General features: G+C 65.7%; 20 protein-coding genes and 1 tRNA gene. 18 read left to right on the forward strand and 3 right to left on the reverse strand.

Annotated features, from left to right (window positions below; translation table 11 throughout):
- Window positions 1-23: 23 nt before the first annotated feature.
- The 3 genes from AC5Y3Z_RS08090 (at window position 24) to AC5Y3Z_RS08100 (ending at window position 2,674) form a co-directional block, all read left to right on the forward strand.
- Window positions 24-890, forward strand: coding sequence for a TPM domain-containing protein (locus AC5Y3Z_RS08090; protein ID WP_463824688.1), 867 nt, complete (start codon window positions 24-26; stop codon window positions 888-890).
- A gap of 134 nt (window positions 891-1,024) precedes the next feature.
- Window positions 1,025-1,468, forward strand: a complete 444-nt coding sequence (arr, locus tag AC5Y3Z_RS08095; protein WP_463824687.1) for an NAD(+)--rifampin ADP-ribosyltransferase — start codon at window positions 1,025-1,027, stop codon at window positions 1,466-1,468.
- A gap of 375 nt (window positions 1,469-1,843) precedes the next feature.
- The gene (locus AC5Y3Z_RS08100) at window positions 1,844-2,674 is read left to right on the forward strand and encodes an LLM class F420-dependent oxidoreductase (RefSeq protein WP_463824686.1); all 831 of its coding nucleotides are present in this window, start codon (window positions 1,844-1,846) and stop codon (window positions 2,672-2,674) included.
- A 22-nt stretch (window positions 2,675-2,696) separates the two neighbouring features.
- Here the strand turns inward: AC5Y3Z_RS08100 and AC5Y3Z_RS08105 are convergent.
- Window positions 2,697-2,770, reverse strand: a tRNA-Cys gene (locus AC5Y3Z_RS08105).
- 80 nt (window positions 2,771-2,850) lie between these two features.
- On the opposite strand from AC5Y3Z_RS08105, the gene AC5Y3Z_RS08110 reads away from it, so the two are divergent.
- Entirely contained in the window at window positions 2,851-3,423 is a 573-nt protein-coding gene (locus AC5Y3Z_RS08110) for a hypothetical protein (protein WP_463824685.1), read from the forward strand.
- Window positions 3,424-3,435: 12 nt separating this feature from the next.
- On the forward strand, window positions 3,436-4,386 hold the full coding sequence (locus AC5Y3Z_RS08115) for a TIGR03564 family F420-dependent LLM class oxidoreductase (RefSeq protein ID WP_463824684.1): 951 nt from the start codon (window positions 3,436-3,438) through the stop codon (window positions 4,384-4,386).
- Here AC5Y3Z_RS08115 and AC5Y3Z_RS08120 read toward each other — a convergent pair.
- Window positions 4,342-5,307 carry a LysR family transcriptional regulator gene (locus AC5Y3Z_RS08120; RefSeq protein ID WP_463824930.1) on the reverse strand — a complete coding sequence of 322 codons (966 nt, stop codon included), beginning with the start codon at window positions 5,305-5,307 and terminating at the stop codon, window positions 4,342-4,344. The two genes, AC5Y3Z_RS08115 and AC5Y3Z_RS08120, sit on opposite strands and share 45 nt — an antisense overlap.
- Window positions 5,308-5,398: 91 nt before the next feature.
- Here AC5Y3Z_RS08120 and AC5Y3Z_RS08125 point away from each other — a divergent pair, with 91 nt between their 5' ends.
- From AC5Y3Z_RS08125 to AC5Y3Z_RS08160, 8 genes are all read left to right on the forward strand, one after another.
- Window positions 5,399-6,679: an aromatic ring-hydroxylating oxygenase subunit alpha gene (locus AC5Y3Z_RS08125; protein WP_463824683.1), complete on the forward strand. Its 1,281-nt coding sequence runs from the start codon at window positions 5,399-5,401 to the stop codon at window positions 6,677-6,679.
- A complete protein-coding gene (locus tag AC5Y3Z_RS08130; RefSeq protein ID WP_463824682.1) occupies window positions 6,676-6,999 on the forward strand; it encodes a hypothetical protein in 324 nt (107 codons plus the stop codon). The genes AC5Y3Z_RS08125 and AC5Y3Z_RS08130 overlap by 4 nt, the downstream gene beginning before the upstream one ends.
- 5 nt (window positions 7,000-7,004) lie before the next feature.
- Window positions 7,005-7,835, forward strand: a complete 831-nt coding sequence (locus AC5Y3Z_RS08135; protein WP_463824681.1) for a TauD/TfdA dioxygenase family protein — start codon at window positions 7,005-7,007, stop codon at window positions 7,833-7,835.
- Window positions 7,832-8,704 carry a TIGR03619 family F420-dependent LLM class oxidoreductase gene (locus tag AC5Y3Z_RS08140; RefSeq protein ID WP_463824680.1) on the forward strand — a complete coding sequence of 291 codons (873 nt, stop codon included), beginning with the start codon at window positions 7,832-7,834 and terminating at the stop codon, window positions 8,702-8,704. The genes AC5Y3Z_RS08135 and AC5Y3Z_RS08140 overlap by 4 nt, the downstream gene beginning before the upstream one ends.
- Window positions 8,705-8,815: 111 nt before the next feature.
- Window positions 8,816-11,386 carry a SpoIIE family protein phosphatase gene (locus tag AC5Y3Z_RS08145; protein ID WP_463824679.1) on the forward strand — a complete coding sequence of 857 codons (2,571 nt, stop codon included), beginning with the start codon at window positions 8,816-8,818 and terminating at the stop codon, window positions 11,384-11,386.
- Entirely contained in the window at window positions 11,386-11,706 is a 321-nt protein-coding gene (locus tag AC5Y3Z_RS08150; protein WP_463824678.1) for an STAS domain-containing protein, read from the forward strand. Before AC5Y3Z_RS08145 ends, AC5Y3Z_RS08150 begins: the two co-directional genes overlap by 1 nt.
- A gap of 4 nt (window positions 11,707-11,710) precedes the next feature.
- Entirely contained in the window at window positions 11,711-12,394 is a 684-nt protein-coding gene (locus AC5Y3Z_RS08155) for a GAP family protein (RefSeq protein ID WP_463824677.1), read from the forward strand.
- 70 nt (window positions 12,395-12,464) lie between these two features.
- On the forward strand, window positions 12,465-12,680 hold the full coding sequence (locus AC5Y3Z_RS08160; protein ID WP_463824676.1) for a DUF3072 domain-containing protein: 216 nt from the start codon (window positions 12,465-12,467) through the stop codon (window positions 12,678-12,680).
- A gap of 26 nt (window positions 12,681-12,706) precedes the next feature.
- Here AC5Y3Z_RS08160 and AC5Y3Z_RS08165 read toward each other — a convergent pair whose 3' ends face one another.
- Complete coding sequence (locus tag AC5Y3Z_RS08165) at window positions 12,707-13,363, reverse strand: sensor domain-containing protein (protein ID WP_463824675.1); 657 nt, start codon at window positions 13,361-13,363, stop codon at window positions 12,707-12,709.
- A 201-nt stretch (window positions 13,364-13,564) separates the two neighbouring features.
- On the opposite strand from AC5Y3Z_RS08165, the gene AC5Y3Z_RS08170 reads away from it, so the two are divergent.
- The 5 genes from AC5Y3Z_RS08170 to AC5Y3Z_RS08190 are packed head-to-tail and all read left to right on the forward strand — an operon-like array spanning window position 13,565 to window position 19,040.
- On the forward strand, window positions 13,565-14,164 hold the full coding sequence (locus tag AC5Y3Z_RS08170; protein WP_463824674.1) for a MerR family transcriptional regulator: 600 nt from the start codon (window positions 13,565-13,567) through the stop codon (window positions 14,162-14,164).
- Window positions 14,161-16,998 carry a DUF4349 domain-containing protein gene (locus tag AC5Y3Z_RS08175; RefSeq protein ID WP_463824673.1) on the forward strand — a complete coding sequence of 946 codons (2,838 nt, stop codon included), beginning with the start codon at window positions 14,161-14,163 and terminating at the stop codon, window positions 16,996-16,998. Before AC5Y3Z_RS08170 ends, AC5Y3Z_RS08175 begins: the two co-directional genes overlap by 4 nt.
- 49 nt (window positions 16,999-17,047) lie before the next feature.
- Window positions 17,048-17,560: a hypothetical protein gene (locus AC5Y3Z_RS08180; RefSeq protein ID WP_473139517.1), complete on the forward strand. Its 513-nt coding sequence runs from the start codon at window positions 17,048-17,050 to the stop codon at window positions 17,558-17,560.
- Window positions 17,553-18,164 carry an RES family NAD+ phosphorylase gene (locus AC5Y3Z_RS08185; protein WP_463824671.1) on the forward strand — a complete coding sequence of 204 codons (612 nt, stop codon included), beginning with the start codon at window positions 17,553-17,555 and terminating at the stop codon, window positions 18,162-18,164. The genes AC5Y3Z_RS08180 and AC5Y3Z_RS08185 overlap by 8 nt, the downstream gene beginning before the upstream one ends.
- A 48-nt stretch (window positions 18,165-18,212) precedes the next feature.
- On the forward strand, window positions 18,213-19,040 hold the full coding sequence (locus tag AC5Y3Z_RS08190) for a hypothetical protein (RefSeq protein WP_463824929.1): 828 nt from the start codon (window positions 18,213-18,215) through the stop codon (window positions 19,038-19,040).
- Window positions 19,041-19,305: the final 265 nt, after the last annotated feature.

The following is a 19,305-nucleotide window of genomic DNA, read 5'->3' on the forward strand; positions in this document are numbered from 1 at the left end:
GGCCCGCGGGCTAGATTGCCCGTATGCGCATTGTTCGCCTGTTCGCTGTCGTCCTGTCGATCCTCACCACAGGGTTGTTGCTGAGCACACCGGCCGGCGCGCAACCGCCGTCCAGGCTGGCCGATCACATCACCGACAACACCGGAGCGCTGACAGACTCCGATCGCGCGGCGGTCAGCGCCGCGATCGACCGGCTCTATCGTGATCGGCACATTCAGTTGTGGGTCGTTTACGTCGACAACTACTCCCGGTTCAAACCCGAGAACTGGGCCGACCAAACCCGCGGCGCCAGCGGCATGGGCCGCAATGACGCACTGCTGGCCGTCGCCACCAACACCAAGCTGTACTCGTTCACCGCGCCGAGCCTCTCGGCCGGTGAATTGAACAGCCTGCAGAGCGACCGGATCCAACCGGCAGTGATCGCGAAGAACTGGAGCGGCGCCGCGCTCGCCGCCGCTGACGGGTTGAGTAGATCCGCAAGTCCGGCGCAGCGGAACTGGCTGCCGTGGGTGATCGGTGCCGGCGTCGCCGTGGTTCTACTTCTGTTGGTATTGGTGATTATTCGGGCGCGACGGCACCGGCGGTCGGTTACCGCGGGCGGGCAGATGCCGGTGGACGGTTCACTGGGGCAGGCGCTGTCCACCGCCGACGCTCGTTTGCGTCAGATCTCGGACTACGTCGCCAAGCACCGCGCGCACATCGGCGCCGAAGCCCAGGGCCGATTCGAAGAGGCGAAGCGTTGCCTTTCCGCCGCGCACGACAAGCAGGCGAGCAACGAGCAAGAAGCAATTGCCTACGCCAACCGCGCGTCGACACTGGCCGCTCAGGCGCAGACGCTGGCCAACTCCGACGTGCTGGGGGCGCCCGGCAAGCGACGTCGAACTAAATAGCCGCCGGGCGTCACGGCGCGCTCGGCATCCCGAACGCCTGCTCGGCTGGTTCGAGCGGGACCTGAACTGACCGAAGGAGTTGGCATGCTTGAACTCTCGCTGCACCACGATCCGCTTCTCGTTCTCGGCGCCGAATGAGTGAGCGCGGAGTGTCGCACCCGCCGAAGCCTTTCGAAGTGTACGAATCCGGGGCGCTCCTGCACGGCACCAAAGCCGATCTCGCGGTCGGTGATCTGCTGGTGCCCGGACGTCGGTCGAACTACGACCCGAATCGAATCATGAATCACGTCTACGTGACCCGAACGTTGGACGCCGCGGTGTGGGGTGCCGAACTGGCGCAGGGGGAGGGGCCGGGCCGTATCTACCTGGTAGCGGCCCAAGGCGCTCTCGAAGACGATCCGAACGTCACGGACAAGAAGTTGCCCGGCAACCCGACTCACTCTTACCGCACCCGTGAGCCCGTGAAAATCATTGGCGAACTTACGGATTGGGTGGGGCATCCCCCCGAACAGCTGCAAGCCATGCGCGACGTCTTGGCCGACCTGCGCCGGCGCGGGCTTGACGTCATCTACGACTGACTCTGTCTGACGTCGGCTGTGCTGCCCGACCGGAGTCGCGCGGTTGGGGACCGAACAGATCAGTGCCCACCTCAGCGCGACTTTCCCACGCAAGCGCGACATTTGCACGTCGCCGCGCTCGGCTTCGCTGCGACGATCAATTGTCGCGCTTGCGTGGGAAAGTCGCTGTGAGGTGGGCTGCGGGGTGGGTATCTCCGCACTGTTACGCCTGGTGCGGATGTGACCCGTGGTACCTAGCGAAGCCACGTACGTTCTACGTGCCGGCACCGAAACCCCTGGCCACACGGTTTCGTCCCGCGCGCAGCTGGAGCCTGCGGGGAATAAATGGGCGGCCTTGGTGGGCTGCACACTCAGAATCGAGTGACAGGAGTAGCAATGAAGTTCGGGATCGCCACGTTCGTCAACGACGACAGCATCGACACGGTGTCACTGGCGCGCGGCATCGAAGAGCGCGGATTCGAGTCGCTGGTGGTCGCTGAACACACGCATATCCCGGCCAGTCGCCAATCGCCCTACCCGCTCGGGGGTGACTTGCCGTCGATCTACTACCGCACGCTCGACCCGTTCGTCACGCTGGCCGCAGCCGCGGCGGTGACGTCGAAGATCGAACTGTTCACCGGCATTGCGCTGCTGATTCAACGTGACCCGATCATCACGGCCAAGGAAGCTGCGAGCATCGACCTCATTTCCAACGGCCGCTTCGTGTTTGGCGTCGGCGCCGGCTGGAATCTCGAGGAAATGCGCGACCACGGCACCGACCCGAAGACCCGCGGTGCTCTGCTGGACGAACGCATCGAGGCGATCAAGGCGCTGTGGACCGAGGAACCCGCCGAGTATCACGGCAAATATGTGGATTTCGAACCGTCGTACAGTCGCCCCAAGCCCGTGCAGCAACCCCACCCGCCCATCTTCATCGGCGGCGACTCGGATGCCACTGTAAAGCGCGTGGTGCGGCATCAAGCGGGCTGGATTTCCAATCCCTTCCCGATCGACCGCATCAGCCGACGGGTCGACCAATTGCGCGACGCAGCCTCGCACGACGTTCCACTGGCGATGTTCGGTGCGCCGCAGGATCCCGAATATTGGCGCGCTGCAGAAGAATTGGGATTCGGGCAACTGGCGCTGTTGTTGCCGACAAAACCGACCGACAAGTCGCTGCGCCTGCTCGACGAATACGCCGAACGGGTGGCGCAATACCGCGCCTAGACGCGTGTGCCACGCCGAACCTTGGAGCGAGTGACGGGATTCGAACCCGTGTATACGGCTTTGCAGGCCGCTGCCTAGCCGCTCAGCCACACCCGCGCACCCCATGACCGTGCCAGACTGCTCGCCAACTGCCCAGGGTTTGACTCGCCCGAATCATTTCGGTCTAGCCTGCCCTTGTGAAGTCATTCGCGGCCGGCCCGGTCATCCGCCGCCAACTGAACATCTACGACTTCCGGGGCTGGCGCGGCTGGGCCGCTTTCTTGATGGATTACACCTGGGGCGCCGCGGGCACCGCGCTGGGATATGGCCTGCAACTGGTCAACGAGGTCATGCCGGATTCCGGATACGATGCCGTGCTCAGCCGGCGCGCCGGCGCTCATGTCTACCGCGGTGGCATCGGCATCCCCGGCTTCGTCACCACGTTGGGCAATGTCACCACCAGCCTGGGCACCGGTCCGGAGGCAGACAGTCTGATGCTCGATCACGAAATGGTGCATGTCTGGCAGAGCAGGCTCTTTGGCCCGTTGTTCCCGCTCAGCTACGCCGGCTGGATGGCCGCCGGATTCGTCGTCGCTACCGGGTACTGGCTGTTCCACCGAAACCAGAACTGGTCCAGCCTGGTCCAGGCAGCGGGCTATTACGACAATCCGTGGGAGGTGTGGGCCTACGCCAACCACCGCAACTGGCCACCGCCGGGCGCTGACCCGACGCTGCTCTGGTGCACAACAGGCGCACTCGAGCGCCGGTGAGGAGGACATTCGATGCGCCTCGGACTGATGGTCGGTTCCGACAAAGAGCGGACCCGCGCCGACCGCCTGGCGGGCCTGCTGGCTGATGCCTCAGCCGCCGAGGCGGACGGCTTCGCCTCATTCTGGATGCCGCAGGTCCCCGGCTATCTGGATGCGATGACCGCTGTGGCACTGATCGGTCAAGTGACTGCACGCATCGAACTGGGCACGGCAGTCGTCCCGATCCAGACGCGGCATCCGATGATCATGGCGCAGCAGGCGTTGACCACCGACGCCGCCTGCAACGGCAGATTCACCCTCGGTCTGGGCCCGTCGCACCACTGGATCATCAGCGACCAACTCGGGCTGCCCTACGACCGGCCGGCCCGTCTGGTGCGCGACTACCTCGACGTGCTGCACGCGTCATTCGCGGGACCCGGACCCGTGCAGATCGTCAACGACACCTACCGGGTCAACGCTTCTATCGACGTCGCGGACACACCTGGGATGACGGTTCTGCTTGCCGCACTGGGTCCGACGATGCTGCGGCTGGCTGGCGAACGAGCTGGCGGCACCATCCTGTGGATGGCCGACGAACGTGCCATCGGCGACTATGTCGCCCCCCGAATCACTGCCGCCGCCGAAGGACGTCAACCGCCGCGCATCGTGGCCGGCATCCCGGTCGCCGTGTGTGAGAACAGCCGCGTCGACGATGCCCGCGCTTACGCCAGTGAGATCCTCGGACACGCGGATTTCTCCCCGAACTACGTTCGACTGCTCGAGCAGGGCGACGCCCAGGACGTCGGCGACACGATGGCCGCAGGCGACGAAGCGGCCGTCGTCAAACGGCTGAACAGCTATCGGGACGCCGGCGTTACCGACCTGGCCGCCCGGATCGTCCCGCTCGGTGACGATCCCGCATCCAGGACCGAATCCCGGCTACGAACCCAACGGTTCCTCGCGTCCCTGTGCCCCGAACTCTAGATCGCGGCTGCGGGCGATGTTCTCGGTGATGATTTGGCAGGCCGTGTCGTAGAACGCGCTGATCAGGGTGGAGAACGACAGCTCGAACGGGTAGATCATGTGCACCGGCAGCGGGTCCAACGTCCACTGCGGCAGGATCGGCACAAGGCTGCCCTCGCGCAGTTCCGCGGTGCAGATGATCTGGGTGGGCATGGCGCCGACGCCGAGGCCCTGCCGAATGTACTGCTTGCACACCTGAAAGTTGTTGGCCCGGGCGCGAACTGGCGGGGACAGTTCGCAGCGCTGCTCGTCCCTGACCACGGTGAGCTTGCGCGGTCCGCCGAAGCCGAAGTCGATGAAGGGCAACTCGTTCAGCTGGGCCGGGTCGGTGATGGGCGCACCGAGTTCAGCCACGAAGGCGGGTGCTGCGCACAGAAACAGTTCAAGGTCGAACACCTTGCGTGCGATCAGTGTCGAATCCTGCAGTGGCCCAGGGCCGAACACCACGTCGAAACCGTCTCTGACCGGGTCGACCATGGTGTCGACCAGCCGAATGTCCAACCGCGACTGCGGATAACGCTGCAGAAAGCTGGCGCCCACCCGGGATGCGTAGTCGATGCCGACGAACACCGGTATCGCGACGCGCAGCTCACCCTGTGGTTCCTGCCTGCTCGCTTCGACCAGGGCGCGTACGCCGTTGGCTTCGCCAAGAATGTTCGTCGCATGGGCGTAGATCTGCTCGCCGAGGTCGGTGACGGTGAGTTGATGGGTGTTCTTGCGCAGCAGCTTGATGCCGAGGTCGGATTCCAGCTTGGTCAACTTGCGGCTCACGGTCGACTTCGGCATACCCAATAAGGCGGCTGCCTTCGACAGGCTGCGACTCTCCACGACCCTGCCGAAAATCAGCAGGGCATCGAGGTCGAAGGTCAGGTTCTGCTCCATGGGTTCGTTCCAACTATGCAACAGGGTGTTGCGCTTTTGCATCTGTTTGGAGCATTTCGACAGCTGTTACCGTCGGCGCGAGGAGGGCCTCATGAGTCACAACAGCCTGGTGACCAAACCCGCAAGCGGACACTGGACCGACGCCTACCCCGAACTCGGGCGCGGTCCGGTCTCGCTGGAAGACTGCGTGTCGACAGAGTTCTACGAAAAAGAACGCGAACACATCTTCAAGAAAACGTGGCTCTACATGGGCCGCGTCGAGCGCGTCCCGCGTTCGGGCAGCTACTTCACCCGCGAGCTCAGATTTCTGAACACCTCGATCATCATCGTGCGGGGCAAGGACGGCGTGGTCCGCGCTTTCCACAACATCTGCCCGCACCGTGGCAACAAAATGCTGTGGGAGGACGATCCCTTCCAAGAGGTGTCCGGCCGCGCGCCGTTGCTGTACTGCCGCTTCCACGGATGGCGTTATAAGTTGGACGGCACGCTGCACGCGGCCACCCGCAAGGATCTGCTGCTGGACTTCGACGCCGACAGTTGCCGGGTGCCGGCGGTCCAGTGCGAGGTATGGGAAGGCTTCATCTTCATCAATCTCAACCCCGATAACACCGAGTCCCTGCGCTCCTACCTCGGTGAGCTCGCCCACGGCATCGAGGGCTACCCCTTCGAAGGTCCGCACCAGGTCTACAAGTTCACCGCCGAATTGCAGTGCAACTGGAAGATATTCGTCGATGGCTTCGCGGAAAGCTACCACGGCCCGTATCTGCACGCGACCTCATTCGGCAGCGTCACCGCGGAGGCCAGAGACGCCCTGGACAAGCCCAACCCGTTTACCGACGCGCTGGCCTATCAACTGAACGGCCCGCACCGGATGTTCTCCTTCTCCGGTGAGCCGTCGCGAAAGACGGAGTACTCCAAGCCAATCGAATGTGTGATGGAAGCCAGCGCGGCTGGGCCGTGGAACAAGAAACTCGATCGGGGTCCGATGCCGGAGGGCATCAACCCCACCAAATCCGAGAAATACGGCTTCGATTCGTTCCAGTTCTTCCCCAACTTCGTGATCATCTTCGGGTCGTCGGGATTCAGCACCCATGCACACTGGCCGACGGGTCCGCACTCGCACATCTTCGAGGCCGAGATGTACTACCAGCCACCGACATCGCACAAGGAGCGACTCGGCCAGGAACTCACCGTGACCTACCTCAACGACATCATCCTGGAAGACGCCAGTCCTTCCGAAGGGTTGCAGGCGATGCTCAACAGCGGTGTCCTCACGCATTTCACGATGAACGACGAGGAGATCTTGTTGCGGCATCTGCACAAAGTGGTCGGCGACTATGTCGAGGCCGGCGAAAAGGCAAAGATCAAGTGAAAAGCATCCTGCCGGAGGGATTCTCACATCTGGAACATCTGGTGCCGGAGTGGGCGATCGAAGACGGGCACCAGCGCTACGTCAAACGGGTGAGCAGCTCGATGGATCAGATCCGGACGTTCTATGACGAAATCTTCCCGTATGCCGAAGAGGCGGTCGCCTACGTCGACAAGTTCGACTACGCCGAGGAGTTGCCCGAAGACGTCGCGAACCTGCGCAACCTGCTCTATTCGCTGATCACCGTCTCGCTGGCCGTCGAGTTGTGGAAGCAGCCGCGGGTCAAGCATTCGGCCACCACGATCCTCACGAGAGTGAGCTGAAGCTCATGGGCCTCAGCTCCGCGCAGCTTGAAATCGTCGACGCGACAACGACGATCGGCAGCGAGATCAGAACCGACCTCGACACGCTGCTCAGCGGCCGCGAGGCCGCCTCGATCCGCGAGATCCTCGAACAACGCGGCGTGGTGTTCTTCCGCGGGCTGGACATCGGCGACGAGCAGCAAGTGGCTATCGCCAACACACTCGGCACTGTGGTCGCCAACGAAGGTCAGGGCGGCATCAACAAGATCTCACTCGACGAGAAGGTGAACCAGCGGGCCAAATACCTGAAGGGATCCATGTTTTGGCACTTCGACGGTTCCCTGCAGCCGCTGCCGAATCTGGCCACGCTACTGCGGGCGGTCACGCTCTCCGACACCGGCGGCCAAACCGAATTCTGCAACACCTACGCGGCCTACGACGACCTGCCGGAGACAGACAAGCAACAGATCGCGCAACTGCGCGTCGTGCACAGCGCGGAACGCTCGCAGTACTACGTGACGCCGGAGATGAGCTACACCGAAGTGGCATTCTGGCAACAGTCGTCCACCAAGACCTGTCCGCTGGTGTGGACCCATCAATCTGGCCGCAAGTCACTGCTGCTGGGCGCAACCGCCGATTACGTCCTCGGATTGTCGGTCGAGGACAGCCGCGCGTTGCTTGCGCGCCTTCGTGATTGGGCCACCCAGCCCCAGTATGTCTACCAACACCAGTGGCAGCCCGGCGATCTGCTGATCTGGGACAACACCGGCACCATGCACCGGGTGCTGCCCTACCCGGAGGACAGCGGTCGCCTGATGCACCGCACCATCCTGGCGGGCGAAGAGCCGTTGCGGTGAAACTCGGCATCGCCACCCCGGTCGTCACCAATGTCGGTGGGGCGCCGCTGCAGTGGGAGAAGGACGCAGGTATCCAGGAAATCGGACGGGTCGCAGAGGTCGCCGACCGACTCGGCTACCACCACATGACGTGCAGCGAGCACATCGGGCTGCCCTCGACCGAGACGGCGCGACGCGGCGCGCGCTACTGGGATCCGCTCGCCACGTTCGGCTACGTTGCGGCGCGCACCACGCGGATCCGCTTCGCCACCATGACCCTGGTGCTCGGCTATCACCACCCGCTGGAAATCGTCAAGCGTTACGGCACACTCGATCACGTCAGCGCGGGACGGGTGATCCTCGGGCTGGGCGTCGGGTCCCTGAAAGAGGAGTTCGACCTGCTGGGCGCCCCGTTCGAAGACCGCGGCGCCCGCGGCGACGACGCTTTGCGCGCACTGCGAGTCGCGCTGCCGAGCAACGAACCCACCTATGCAGGCGACTACTACTCATTCCGCGGACTGACGGTCGACCCGTGTGCGCTGCAGCAGCACCTGCCGCTGTGGATCGGCGGCCGCACCCGACGCTCCCTGCGGCGGGCGGTCACCCTCGCCGACGGCTGGTGCCCGTTCAACGTCTCCATCGAGACAGCAGCCCAGTGGCTGCCGAGGTACGAACTACCCGCCGGCTTCGAGGTCGTCATGCCTGCCGAGCATCCCCTCGATCCCGTCGCGAAACCGGACGCGACAGCGGAGACACTGCTGGCCCTGGCCGCCGGTGGCACCACCACAGTGTCGGCGCGCTTCGTCCATCACTCGCTGGAGCACTACCTCGAGCAGCTGCATGCGCTGCGCGAAGTGCAGCGGGCGGCGTTCGGCGCCGACGACGGGTAAGCAACCCGAGTAGTCGATTACTCACCCGCTGCGGCTCGGCTCGGGGCCCCGCGCGCCACGACGATTCCAGCGTTGAGCAAGAACCACCCACCCAGGGTTTAGGTTGTTTCTATGACCAACCACCGGGGAGAAGCTGCTCTCGCCTGGCTGGGACGGCGTGACCTGGTTACCCGCATGCATGAACAGCTCGATGAGCTGGTGGCGGCACGGGACCAGATGGAACAACTGGTCCGGGTCATCGTCGAGATCGGTTCGGATCTTGACCTGAACGTGACGTTGCACCGGATCGTCAACGCGGCGATGGAACTGACCGGCGCCCCGTACGGGACCCTCGCTATCCGCGCATCGGATGAAGCGCTGACAACGTTCGTGCACAACGGCCTCGACGACACCACCGCGCGGCAGCTGGGCGCCCTGCCGGTGGGCGAGGGTATCCGCATCGACGACCTGGGCACTCACCCGCAGGCCGGTGCCCTAACCGCCTGCGACCCGCCACTGCGGGCACTGCTCGCAATACCCATCACAGTGCGGGGCGTCGACTTCGGCAGCCTCTACCTCGCCGACGACCGGCCCGGCCGGGTGTTCAATGACTCCCACGAAGGTGCCGTGTGGGCCTTGGCCTCCGCCGCGGCCGCCGCCATCGATAACGCGCGACTCTTCGAAGGGGAACGTGAGTCGGCGAAATGGACGAAGGCCAGCCGCGAAATCACCACCGCGCTGTTATCCGGCGACCCGCAGACGGGCCCGTTGCAGCTCATCGTGAACAGAGCGCTGGAGCTGGCCGACGCCGAGCAGGCGATTCTGCTGGTCCCGGGGGAGCCCGACCTGCCGGCCGACGAGGTGGACACGCTGGTCGTGGCCGCTACCGCCGGCCGGTACGCGTCGGAGGTGATCGGTCGGCAGGTCCCGATGGAAGGCTCCACCACCGGTGGCGTGGCGCGGCGCGGCCTGCCGTTGATCACGGATTCCTTCGCCTACCCGATCGAGGGGTTCACCGACGTCGGCGAACGCCCGGCGATCGTCATGCCGTTGATCGCCCAGGATGCCGTGCTGGGCGTGATCGCGGTCGCCCGGCACCCGCAGCAGCCGCAGTTCGGCGCCGACTATCTCGACCTGGTGAGTGACTTCGCCCGCCACGCGGCCATCGCCTTGGCCCTGGCAGCCGGCCGCGAACATGCGCTCAACCAGGAACTCGCGCAAGCAGACACCCTCGACGACGCACTTCGCGCCGCGGCTGAGGAGTTGCGCCGGCAGTGGCGCGCCCGTCGTGTCCTGGCGGTCACCTTTCCCGCCGGCAGCTCCCAGCCAAACCCCGGCTACACCCCTCAGGTCGTGGCGGTCGGTGAGTCCGTGCAGTGGGCCGATCTTCCGGCGCGCACCCGCCAACTGCTGAACGCGTTACGCGAGGGCGACCTGCTCACGCCGAACACCACCGAGCCGGGTACCGCAGGCATCGCTCTGCAGCATCCCGAGGGCGTGCTGGTCGTCTGGATCGATCTGGACGACCGTCGACGGTTCACCCTCGAGGACCAGACGCTGCTCACGGTGCTGGCCGGCCGTCTCGGACAGGGCCTGCAGCGGGTGTACCAGGTCGACCAGCAGCGCGAGACGGCCCTGGCGCTGCAGCACGCGATTCTCGGACCGGCCCACCTGCCGGGCGGATTCGTGGTGCGATACCAGGCCGCCAGCCGGCCCCTGCAGGTCGGTGGCGACTGGTACGACGTCGTCGAGCTGGACGATGGTCGCATCGCGATGGTGGTTGGCGACTGCGTGGGCCACGATCTGACCGCCGCGACGGTGATGGGTCAGGTGCGCAGCGCGTGTCGCGCGCTGCTCTTCGACAACCCCAGTCCCGCCGCCGCCCTGTCCGGGATGGACCGCTTCGCTGCGCGGCTGCCCGGCGCCCAGTGCACCACCGCCGTGTGTGTGGTGCTCAACCCCGGGACCGGTGAGTTGGTGTATTCCAGCGCCGGCCATCCGCCGCCGATCCTCGTCCATGCCGATGGCACCGTCCAGATCCTCGACGATGGGCACACCATTGCGTTAGGGGTGCGACGCGACTGGTCTCGTCCCGAAGCGTCAGTGATCATGCCGGTCCGTTCCACACTGGTGCTCTACACCGACGGTCTGGTTGAGCGCCGCCGCGTCCCGCTGGAGCACGGTATCGCCGAGGTCGCCGCCGTCGTGCAAGGCGCCCAAACCGCCGAGCTGGATCAGCTGGCCAATGAGATCATGTCCCGCGTCGAACCGACGGGTGGTTATCAGGACGACGTCGTCCTGCTGCTCCACCGCCACCCGGCCCCGCTGGAATTGAAGTTCCCCCCCGATGCCAGCCACCTGGCTCCGACGCGTAGCGCTCTGCGCCGCTGGTTGACCAGTACCCGCATGCGTCCAGAGCAGACCACGAACGTGCTGATCGCCGCCGGCGAAGCCGTCTCCAACGCCATCGAGCACGGCCACCGCAACGATTCGCCGGGCACCATCTGTCTGGATGCGGTCGCGCTGGTCGACGAAGTGCAATTGACCATCACCGACACCGGTTCCTGGAAACCCGCCACCGAGCCGTCGGTCAAATCCGAGCGCGGACGCGGAATCGCACTGATGCGACGCCTGATGCAAGAGGTGACCATCGACACCGACAACGCCGGAACCATCGTCCGCCTATCTGCGAGGATTGCCTGATGTCCACCCTGCTGACCCTCGATACGGCGCGTACCGACGGCGGAAGGCTGGTGCTGCTTGCGGTGGGGGAGATCGATCTGAGCAATATCGATGCTTTCAACCAGGCTTTGGCCAATGCAACCGGCCAAGCCGCGGAGGAAAAGCTGACCGTCGATCTCAGTGCCGTGGAGTACCTGGACAGTGCCGCGATCAACGCGTTGTTCGCCCATGCCGACGACATTCATCTCATCGCCCACCCCCTGCTGATGTCGGCCCTCACCATGAGCGGTCTGGCCGAACTGGTCAGCATCGACACCGCTTCTCCGGCAGCGGAAATCTGACGCATTGTGGATCACCATCCTGGTGATGGCCCTGGCCGTCAGCCTGGAACCGTTCCGGATCGGCATGACGGTGCTCATGCTCAACAGACCGAAACCGACCCTGCAGTTGCTCGCGTTCCTGTGCGGCGGCTTCGCCATGGGAGTCACCGTGGGTCTGGTCGTGATCTTCGTGCTGCGACGACGGGTAATTGCCGTTGGCCATCTCTCCTTGCCCAACGTCCAGGTCTTTCTCGGCGCATTGGCCGTGCTGGCCGCCGCTGTGCTGGCCGCGACCGTTCTCTGGCGTCGCGTCCGTGGCCCGGCCGCAGATGCTGACCGGCGTGAGTCCATCGTCCAAAGACTGCCGGCGCGGGTTCGGCAGCTCCTGAACGGCGAAGCGCTGTGGGTCGCGACGGTGGCCGGGCTGGGGATCGCCCTGCCGTCGGTGGACTACCTGGCGGCGCTGGCCGTCATCCTGGCCTCCGGCGCCGCCGCGATGACCCAGGTGGGTGCGTTGTTGTTGTTCAACGTCGTTGCTGCTGCGGCGGTGGAGATCTCGCTCGTCGCCTGCTTGCTGGCGCCGGATGCCACCCGCCGAACGATGACCGCAGTGAACAACTGGGTGGGCTCGCGTCGGCGCCTGGAAGTCGCCGGTCTGCTTGCTGCGGTGGGGTGCGTCCTGCTCGCCGTGGGCGTCGCAGGGCGCTGATCAACGGCCAAACTTCCGATGTTTCGAACAGGTGTGCGACGGCTATCCCTCCCGGCGGAGGTGGGATGACATGAACGAAGAGAGCCGACAGGCGCCGCTGGAGAACGCGGAGAAGGATACGTCCGAGTGGGTCACCGGAGATGAGCCGATGACCGGAGCCCAGCGCAGTTATCTGGACACGCTCGCCCGGGAAGCCGACTACGACGTACCAGATGAGCTGACCAAGGCGAAAGCCTCGGACCTCATCGACGAATTGCAGCAGCAGACGGGCCGCGGCTCACGCTGACGAATCCGGTTGATTCGCAACGATGTTCACGAGGTCGACCTGAGCAGTTCGGCAATTTTCTTGAGGCGCTTGGCGACCAGTGCCTCGAGGTCCACGGATCGGTCGGGGGAGCAGCCGACGATCTCCGAAATCACATCGGCTTTGGCGATCACGGCGAATTCGCAAGTCCATTGCTGCCCGGCCAGGTTGGTGATCCACTGTGCAACATCGGGCGGACTCTGCATCAACGGCGTCGGGTTGACGGTGCTCTTGCGTCCGCTGTCACCCCAGGCGGTGACGGGGTGATGGCAGTCGGTCACGGTTTTGCGCACCGAGTTCAGGAAATCGGCGGCGTTGAAGGTGGCCGGATAGGTGGCCGAAACCTCCAGCAGCTGATGCTGGTCTAAGCGTCGGTCCTGCTGGGTGCGGGCTTCGCGTCCGGTGTACGTCGCCGGGAACAGGGGATAGCGGCCGAAGCCGACCACCCCATGACATGCCGCTGGATCAGCGCCGATGAACAGCGCCGATTGCATGTCCTCCTCAGAAAGCGGATTGCCGGGCACCACGGAAAACGACCCCGACGGCGTCAACAGGTCGTCCAGTTGCGACGGCTGGATGGGTCCGCTCGACGATGTCGAGCCCCGCTCGGCGACCTTCGCAGTGCCCGGTACGACGTGGCTGCACCGGCTAGGGCGACACTGCACACGAGCGCCAATCGGACAAGACCCGGCGCTGTCCGCCGTGGGTGGCGTCGGGCGGGCGAATCGCGACCGTCGGCAGCAGGCACGATCGGCTCTCCTTCGCAGAACATGAATGGCCTTCCTAGCATCCACCATGCGAACCGGAAATTCGCGACCTGAGCACCAACATTGACAGTGTAATGCTAACAGTGTCACTATCGACTTATGCCCGACAGTCCGTCGTGGACCCTGGATGAGCTGGTCGGCCGGGTGGCCGCCGCGCTGGACAGTCCTGCATACCCGGGTGCGCGCAACGGGCGGGTCCGCGACCTGCCTGATCGACGCGTCGTGCGCTGGTACACCACCACCGGGCTGGTGGACCGGCCGGCCATGCAGGGGCGTAACGCGGTCTACACCACCCGCCAACTACTCCAGATCGTCGCCGTGAAAAGACTGCAGGCACAGGGATTTTCGCTGGCAGACATCCAGGCCGAGCTGGCCGGGGCCGGCGAGGACAAGCTGCGGGCCATCGCCGGCGTGCCCGACCACCTGCTGGGCGTGCAGGCAGTATCGACACCCACGCCGGAGCCCGCCCGCAGAGCCCGGTTCTGGGCCGAACCGCCCACCGAGGCCGCAACCAACGGCACAAGCGATGCCGACGTCACCACGCTGACCGCGGTGAGTCTGCCCGGTGGCACGCTGCTGCTCGTCCCCGGTCAGCCTGACCACGACGACATCCACGCGATCCGGGCGGCCGCCGCGCCGCTGATGCAACTGCTGGCCGATCGCGGTCTGCTGGCCCTTGATGAACGGAGCTCACCATGACCGTCCCCAACGTCACATCAGCGACCGCGGCGCAGCACGCCGACAGCCCCTCCGGGTTGGGCGCGCTGCGCACCGAGCGAGGCAACCTCCCGCTCGATCGCATCGACGTGCGGGTCGAGATCACCGGGCTCACCAGCCAAATCGAGGTGCGCCAGGAATTCGTAAACACCTTCGACATTGCGCTGGAGGCCAGCTACGTCTTCCCACTGCCCGCACACGCCGCGGTCACCCGGATGCAGGTGACGGTCGACGGCCGGCCCGTCGCCGCCGAGTTACGTGAGCGGGAGGCTGCTCGCCGGGCCTACGACGACGCGGTCGCGGCGGGCCGGGTGGCCGCCGTCACCGAGGAGGAGCGACCGGACATCTTCACCATGCGGGTCGCCAACTTGAAGCCGGGTGAGCGGATCGGCGTCGCGATCACGCTGGTCAACCCGCTGAGCTACCGGGACGGCGAGGCAACGCTGCGCATTCCACTCGTCGTTGCGCCGCGATACGTGCCCGGCAAGCCGCGCACCGGCCTCCCGGTCGGCGACGGCTACGCCGACGACACCGACGCGGTTCCCGACGCGTCGCGCATCACCCCGCCGGTGCTCTTGCCCGGATTTCCCCATCCGGTTGCACTGAGCATCGAGGTCGGGATCGATCCCGCCGGTCTGGATCTGTCCGAGGTGCGCTCCAACCTGCCCACCGTGGCCTGCGACGATGGACGCTTACGGGTGCAGCCCGGCGAACGAGCTGACCGGGACTTCATCCTGCGGTTGCGTTATGGCACCGACGACCACACCGCGACGCTCGTCCTGGTTCCCGACGCCGACGGTGACGAGGGCACCTACCAGCTCACCGTGTTGCCGCCGGACGACGGCACACCGCGGCGTCCGCTCGATCTGGTGCTGGTGCTGGACCGCTCCGCCGGCATGGCCGGATGGAAGATGCCTGCCGCGCGGCGGGCCGCTGCACGCATCATCGACTCCCTCCGCAGCGACGACCGGTTCGCGGTGCTCACCTTCGCCGACCGCTTCGACCACCCGCAGGGCTTCCCCGACGAACTGGTCGAGGCCAGCGACCGCAACCGGTACCGCGCCGTCGAGCATTTCGCCCGCGTTGATGCCGCCGGCGGCAAGGACCTCCTCGCGCCCCTGCGCCATGCACTCGAACTGCTATGCGGGACTGCGGATGCGCGTGACGCCGTCGTCGTCCTGGTCACCGATGGACACGTGGGCAACGAGGACCAGATCCTGCGCGGCGTCGCCGATGACCTGAGCGCGGTACGGGTGCATGCGGTCGGCATCGATCAGGTTGCCAACGGGGGATTCCTCGGCCGGCTGGCCGGAATGGGCGGCGGCAGCGCCGAATTCGTCGAAAGTGAAGACCGCCTCGACGAAGCGATGGAATCGATTCACCGCCGCGTCCAAACGCCCGTCGCGTACGCGCTCACCCTGAGCGCCGAGGGGTTGGCGACCATCGACGACACCGCCAGCCCGGCCCGGCTACCCGATCTCTATCCGGGCATCCCGCTGGTGGTGGCCGGCCGGTACCGCGGGGATGCGACGGGGTCGCTGACGGTCAGTGGTGTCAGCGGTTCGGGCGAGGCGTGGTCCAGGACTGTGACGGCAGAGCGCTGTGACGCCGTCGGGGTCACCGCCCGCTGGGCGCGGGCGCATCTGCGCGACCTCGAGGATCTGTACGTCTCAGCATTCGCCGGCAACGGTCACGGCTCGCGCCTCGAACTGGCACAACGGATCGTCGACACCTCGGTGCGGTTCGGCGTGCTGTGCCGGTTCACCGCCTACGTCGCCAGCCGAGAAGGCCGGGTGATAGCCGAGGGGCAGATCCCGCACCGCGTGCTGCAACCCGTCGAAGCGCCGGCCGGTTGGGACCGGGTCGCCGACTCAGGTCTTCCCGTCGCGATCACGTCCAGGTCCGCACGCGAGCCCCGAACAGTCAAGCTGCGCAACGTCATTGCGGTGGCGGTGGCGGGCCTGCTGGTGCTGGCTACCGGATGGGTCTGGTCGCTCGGCCGTGAGGACTCCGCCGCCGCCACGCGCAATGGCGCGGTGGCAGGCAAACCCGCGCCGTCCACGATGGCGGGCCGGCCGGCGATAAGAGGTGGAATAGCGGAAAACACCGTCGTCCCAGCACCTTTGGGGTCACCAGAAGCCCCGCAAGATTTCTCCACACCCCGCGATGTCGTCACCAACGGATCGCTGCGGCTGCGGGTGGCCGAACCCGCGGCGGCCGCCGACCGGCTGGTGTCGTCCGTCAGCGATGCCGGTGGACGGGTCGACTCCCGAGCCGAGCACTCGACGTCGTCGTCACCGATGGTTGATCTGGTGTTGCGCATCCCGGCAGACAAGGTGGATGCCATCTTGGCTGACGCCAAGAAACTCGGTGCAGTGCAATCGATGTCGATCCGCTACACCGATGTCACCACGCAGCGGGTGGACCTGGATGCGCGCATCGACGCGTTGCAAACCTCCGTCACCCGGCTGCTGGAACTGATGGCGAAGGCAACCAACACCGCCGACCTGCTCTCCGCCGAGTCCTCACTGACGCAGCGGCAGGCCGAACTCGACTCACTCAAGGCTCAGCGCACCGCGCTGCACGACGACGTCGCCTACGCCACCATTACCGTCAACCTCTCGGCCGAGCCGACGGTGGACCGTGCCGGTTTCCTCGGCTCGCTCGAACGTGGTTGGCATTCCTTGCTATCGACCGCTCACCGCGCTGTGTTGATGGTCGGATTCCTCATCCCGTGGCTGGCCGTGCTGGCGGTGCCGGTCTTGCTCGGGGTAGTGGTGGTGGTGCGCCGCAGGTATTCCCGCCCGCCAGGCTGAGCGTGTTTCAATTGTTTAAATTAGCGGCGGTTCGGATAGGATGGGTCGCATGTCTCCGATGAGCACGCTCGTCAGCCAGGTCGAGGAAAGAGTTCGGCGCGATCCCGGTTTCGCCAAGCTGCTCGACGCCATGCTGGGCGCGCCGACCTCGCCCATGGGGGAGCTGGAACGTGCCGCCGCCCGCACGCTGAACAACGAACGCCGCCAGGGACTGATGGACGACTTTCGGGCCGGGGCCATCTCCACGCGCGAAGTCCAGTCGCGCCTGGGTTACGAGACGCCGCAGGCGGTGCACGAGTTGCGCCGACGCGGCAAAGTGCTCGGCGCGACGGTCGGCAACAACACCTGGTTCCCGTCCTGGCAGTTCGCCGATGGCCGGTTGCGCACCGACCTGCCCCAGATCCTGGAATTGCTCGCGCGATTCACCTCCGACGCGGTGGCTGCTGACCGCGTCATGCGCATCAGACGCGACGAGTTGGCGGGCGCGTCGATCTCCGAAGGTTTGCGCCGCAAGAAGACCGCCGCCACGGCATGGCAGCTGCTCGCCGCCGTCGGTGCCTAGCGTTGCGGCCGGGTATCGCGGCCCGTTGCCCTGGCAGCGACCGGCCGGACTGGCCAGTCGCACCCTGTCCGCCGGCGTCGTGTTGTGGCGGGTCGAGGCCGCCGAACCTGCGCAGTGGACCTGGGGCGGATTTCCCCAGCCGCGCTTCAGGTTCGACCCGTCGTCGGGAGGATTCCGTACCCGCTACGCCGCGACCGCCCACGAAGGCGCCTTCCGCGAGCGCTACCGCGACACCGGACGGGTGATTCCCGCCGACCACGTCGATCAGCACGTGGTCCGTCTGGTCTCGAATCGACCGTTGCGGATTCTCGACCTGCGGACCCAACGCAACCTGGATGCCCTGGACGTCGACGACCAGATCAGCACGGGGCAGCAGGCCCGCGTCTGGCAACAGTGCCATCAGCTCGCCGACGCCGCCCGACGCTGGTGGCACGATCTGGACGCCATCGTGTACCGCTCGCGAACCACGCCCGAAACATCCACCAATTACGCCTTTTTTGCGCACGACGCGTTCACGATCGAGTCATGGTTACTCGCGGATCGCACCGATATCCTGGTCGACTTGGTGCTTCGGCATGACTTCACTGTCGACTGGGAGCTTTGAATCGTGACCGCAACCGCGTCGCGGCTGCGCACTGCGTTGCGGGCGATCGTGCGCGCTTCGGCGTCTCGCCCTTATGCGGCCCGACGCGCCGCGCGGGACTTCACCAAACCGCTGTTGCCGGCGGTGTGGGCCGAGATCCGCTGGGCGTTCCAGCCGCCGTGGACCTGGTTGTCCGGCGTGGTCGCCAACCTCGTCCTGGCTGCGGTCTGGTTGCTGGTGCAACCGCTGACCACCGTCTACGACCACCACTCCACCCGTCACTTCCATCACCATCAGCTCGACTGGGTGGTCCTGGTCAGCACCTACTTCTCCTCGTTCGTTCTCGCCGATGTCACCACCACGAATCTTCTTGGTGCCGACCACTTTCGGGTCACGAAAGGGTTGTCCGACGGGGTTGCGCTGTGGCGGGTCCTGGTGATCAAGAATCTGGCGCTGATAGCGATCGTCGGGATACCGACCCTTGCGGCGGCGGCGGCGTTGACGGTGTGGAAGGAGGGAATACCCCAACTGGCGATGACGATTCCGAACGTCGCGGTGCCCATCATGTCTTGGATTGGCGTGGGCAACGTCATCTCGGTGCTGCATCCGGTCTCCGTCGAGCCCCTGTTGCGGCGCTGGCGGCAACGCCACAATCTGCGCCGCAGCATCGGCTGGCTGACGGCGATCACCCTTCCCTACGCCCTCTACTACGTCGCCGACCCGATGGACGGCGTCGAGCACCGCTTCCTGTGGACCCAGATTCCGGCCGCGATCGGACCGGTGTTCGGGCGCGACACGAAAAGCTTTGTCCATCTCGGCATGGCGCTGCTGGTGTGGGTGATCGGGACTTCGGCCGCGGTGGTCTGGGCGCGCAAGCGCGGCCTGCGATTCGGGTGAGGTGAGAAACCGTCCGGTACCGCCTCTTCCCTCGAAGGTCCCGGTAGGAGGACAATCGCTCGTTACCGGTTGGCATACAGGAGGTGGGTGATGAACCGTTCTGTGCGGCGTTTCGCACTCGGCGCTGTCGCCCTGACGACAACGATGGTTCCCGTGGTGATCACTCCGGCGCCAAGCCGCGCCGACGACTGCGCACCCGGTTGGGCGTGGAGCGTGGAACTGAATGAATGCGTGTTCGTGCTGCCCGCAGTGAACGGCCCAGGAG

Source organism: Mycobacterium sp. NGS61 (assembly GCF_059812325.1).